Annotated in this window: 2 protein-coding genes; both read left to right on the top strand. The window is 62.6% G+C overall.

Going from position 1 to position 3,657, the window contains the following annotated elements; all coding sequences use genetic code 11:
* Nucleotides 1–428 precede the first annotated feature (428 nt).
* Entirely contained in the window at nt 429–2,876 is a 2,448-nt protein-coding gene (locus tag ACF8RA_RS00345; RefSeq protein WP_392518665.1) for an acyl-CoA dehydrogenase, read from the top strand.
* Between the two features lie 68 nt (nt 2,877–2,944).
* Nucleotides 2,945–3,355 (top strand): PA2817 family protein, encoded by a 411-nt coding sequence (locus ACF8RA_RS00340; protein ID WP_010952919.1) that lies wholly within the window; start codon nt 2,945–2,947, stop codon nt 3,353–3,355.
* Nucleotides 3,356–3,657: the final 302 nt, after the last annotated feature.

Here is a 3,657-nt window from a genome sequence, read left to right as displayed (position 1 = left end):
CGGGGGCTCGCCACGTACCGTCGTAGGAGCGGGTTCACCCGCGAAAGGGCCGGACCTGCCGGCCAATATCCCAGATCATTCAGCGTCGCGGCACCATCGCATTCGCGGGCAAGCCCGCTCCTACATCGATCGGGGGCTCGCCACGTACCGTCGTAGGAGCGGGTTCACCCGCGAAAGGGCCGGACCTGCCGGCCAATGTCCCAGATCATTCAGCGTCGCAGCACCATCGCATTCGCGGGCAAGCCCGCTCCTACATCGATCGGGGGCTCGCCACATACCGTTGTAGGGGAGAATGGAACGGTACAGGCGAACAAATGAACTGAAACTCCCACCGCCACACCCTGTCACTGTTCTGAGCATGCTGTTCACAGCATTGCGTCTAAGCTGTCTGGAATGGCTCAAGCCCTTGGTTCCAAGGAGGACCGATTATGTTGCTGTTGTGGTTGGTGGTGCTGGTGATCGGCGCGGCGTACCTCACGCACCGGCGCCTGGCGCCCTTGCAGATTCTCGGCATCGTGGCGGCCTATGTGCTGTTGATGGGCATTTTCAGCAGTGCACCCGGCTGGCTGCTGGCGCTGATCTGGGTGGTGCTGGCCCTGAAGATCGCCCTGGTCGCGCTCCCGCAGTGGCGGCGCAAAGTGTTTACCGCCCCGGTATTCCGCTGGTTCCAGCGTACCCTGCCGCCCATGTCGCAGACTGAGCGCGAAGCCATCGACGCCGGCACCGTGTGGTGGGACGGCGAACTGTTCAGTGGCCGCCCCGACTGGCGCACCTTGCTGGCCTACCCGGCACCGAAGCTGACTGAAGAAGAGCAGGCCTTCATCGATGGCCCGACCGAAGCACTGTGTGCCATGGTCAGCGACTGGCAGATCGGTCAGGACCTGGACCTGCCGCCCGAAGCCTGGGCACATATCAAGCAACATGGCTTTTTCGCCCTGATCATCCCCAAGGAATACGGCGGCAAGGGCTTCTCCGCCTACGCCCACTCCCAGGTGGCGATGAAACTGGCCACCCGCAGCGGCGACCTGGCCTCCACCGTGATGGTGCCTAACTCACTCGGCCCTGCCGAACTGCTGCTGCACTACGGCACCGACGAACAACGCAACCACTACCTGCCGCGCCTGGCCCGTGGCGAGGACATCCCCTGCTTCGCCCTTACCGGGCCGCTTGCTGGCTCCGACGCTGGCGCGATGCCTGACACCGGGATCATCTGCAAAGGCCAGTGGCAAGGCGAAGAAGTGATCGGCCTGCGCCTGAACTGGGAAAAGCGCTACATCACCCTCGGCCCGGTCGCCACCCTGCTGGGCCTGGCGTTCAAGGCCTACGACCCGGACCATCTGCTGGGCGATGAGGAAGAACTGGGCATCAGCCTGGCGCTGATCCCCACCGACACGCCGGGTGTGGAAATCGGCAGACGTCACCTGCCGCTAGGCGCCGCCTTCATGAACGGCCCCAACAGCGGCAAGGACGTGTTCGTACCGCTGGACTTCCTGATCGGTGGCCAGGCCATGCTCGGCAAGGGCTGGATGATGCTGATGAACTGCCTGTCGGTGGGCCGCTCCATCTCACTGCCTGCCGTGGGTACAGGGGCTGCCAAGTACACCAGCCTGGTCACCGGCCAGTACGCCAATATCCGTGAGCAGTTCAACGTGCCACTGGCGGCCTTCGAGGGCATCCAGGAATCACTGGCACGCATTGGCGGCAACGCCTGGCTGATGGACAGTGCCCGCCTGCTGACCGCCAAGGCGGTGGACCTGGGCGAAAAGCCCTCGGTGCTGTCGGCGATCCTCAAGTACCACCTGACCGAGCGTGGCCGCGAATGCATCCAGAACGCCATGGACGTGCACGGTGGCAAGGGCATCATCATGGGCCCGAACAACTACCTGGGCCGCAACTGGCAAGGTGCGCCGATCTTCATCACGGTCGAGGGCGCCAACATCCTTTCGCGCAACCTGATGATCTTCGGCCAGGGCGCCATTCGCTGCCATCCGTTCGTGCTCAAGGAAATGGCATTGGCCGGGCGTGAAGACCGCGATCAGGCACTCAAGGAATTCGATGACCTGCTGATGAAACACATCCTGTTCGCCGCCGGCAATGCGGCCAGCACCCTGGTCTACGGCCTGGGGCTGGGTCGCTTTGAGCGGGTGCCGGGCGATGCCCTGAGCCAGGGCTACTTCCGCGCCTTGAACCGCCAGGCGGCGGCGTTTGCCATGATGGCCGACCTTTCGATGATGCTGCTGGGTGGGGCGCTCAAGCGTCGCGAGCGCCTCAGCGCCCGGCTTGGTGATGTGCTGAGCTATCTGTACCTCGCCAGCGCCGCCCTGAAGCGCTATCACGATCAAGGCTCGCCCGAATACCTGCAGCCGCTGCTGCGCTGGGCCATGGAAGAAAGCCTGGCCCAGACGGAGCGTGCGCTGGACCGCCTGCTCGACAATTTCCCCAACCGATTCGTCGGCTGCGCGCTGCGGGTGCTGGTATTCCCCTTCGGCCGCCGCCATAAAGGCCCCGGTGATGAACTGGATGCCGAGGTGGCCGAGCTGATCGGCCGGCGCAAGGGCGATCCGGCACTGGAGGAACTGCTGGCCGGCTGCTACCGCCCGCAGGCACAACACGACCCGGTCGCGGATCTGCAACGGGCCAGTGACCTGCTCGAAGACACGGCACAGTTGAGCAAGGCCCTGTACCAAGCCGTCAAGGAAGGCAAAGTCCAGCCTGCCCCCGGCCAGTCCGATATCGACGCCGCCGTCGAGGCAGGCGTGCTGCAACCCGGCGAGGGCCAGCGGCTGCACGAAGCCGAACAGGCTCGACGCAAGGTGATCGATGTCGATGCCTTCGACAAGGCGCAGTTGCTCGCCGAACCGGGCAAGGTGCGCTGACCCTTCGCGAGAAAGGGGGGGCGGCGTATACTCCGCCCCCCGTTTCAGCCATACCGAGGACCCATTCCATGGCCAACCCCTACCTGGAATATCACCTGCAACTGCTCCAGCACCTGCGTACCATTCTGGTGGCGCTGGGTGAAGCAGAACAGGTGCCAGAAGAAAGCCACGCCCTGTTCCTCGAACGCTTCGACGAACTGCTGACGCTATTGCCGCAGGATCCGCTTGAGAGCCAGTACCTGGGCCAGGACCTGATGTGTCAGGTGATCCAGCGTTACCCGCAGATCGCTCATCTGGTGCCGCGTGACTTGCTGTGGTTTTTCGCTGGCGATTGCCTGCACTTCATGCCAGACGAGGAGCTGGCGCTTTATCAGCAGCTTGAAGAGCGTCGCCACGAGGCCGAGTTGAACGCAGAGCCATTCGACTGGAACCTGGAAAAGCAACTGCTGAGCCAGAGTGGTCCAAGCAGTACCCATTAACCTGATTTCACGTGCCCTGGTAACGCCAGGGCACCTGTGGAAGCCTACACCTCAAGATCTTGTAACAAAGCGAAAGATCGCAAAGTTGTCCGGCTTATTCCTACAGCCCGATAAATCTCATGACAAATAGAATCAGCGCCGGGGCGAAAACGGAAAACTGGAAAGACCCAGCCCACCCCCGCACTGAAACTTGACCCATTTACCCAATCAGGTTATGTCATGAAGAAGTCCTTAGTACTATCCCTCGGCCTGCTTACTGGCCTGGCAAGCAATGCTGCATTCGCTTCCGGCTCGATATTCTT

The organism is Pseudomonas sp. FYR_5, from assembly GCF_043106315.1.
Classification (GTDB): domain Bacteria; phylum Pseudomonadota; class Gammaproteobacteria; order Pseudomonadales; family Pseudomonadaceae; genus Aquipseudomonas; species Aquipseudomonas putida_Y.
The sequence above is the reverse complement of the archived record's forward strand: the minus strand, read 5'-3'. Positions and strand labels throughout refer to the sequence as shown.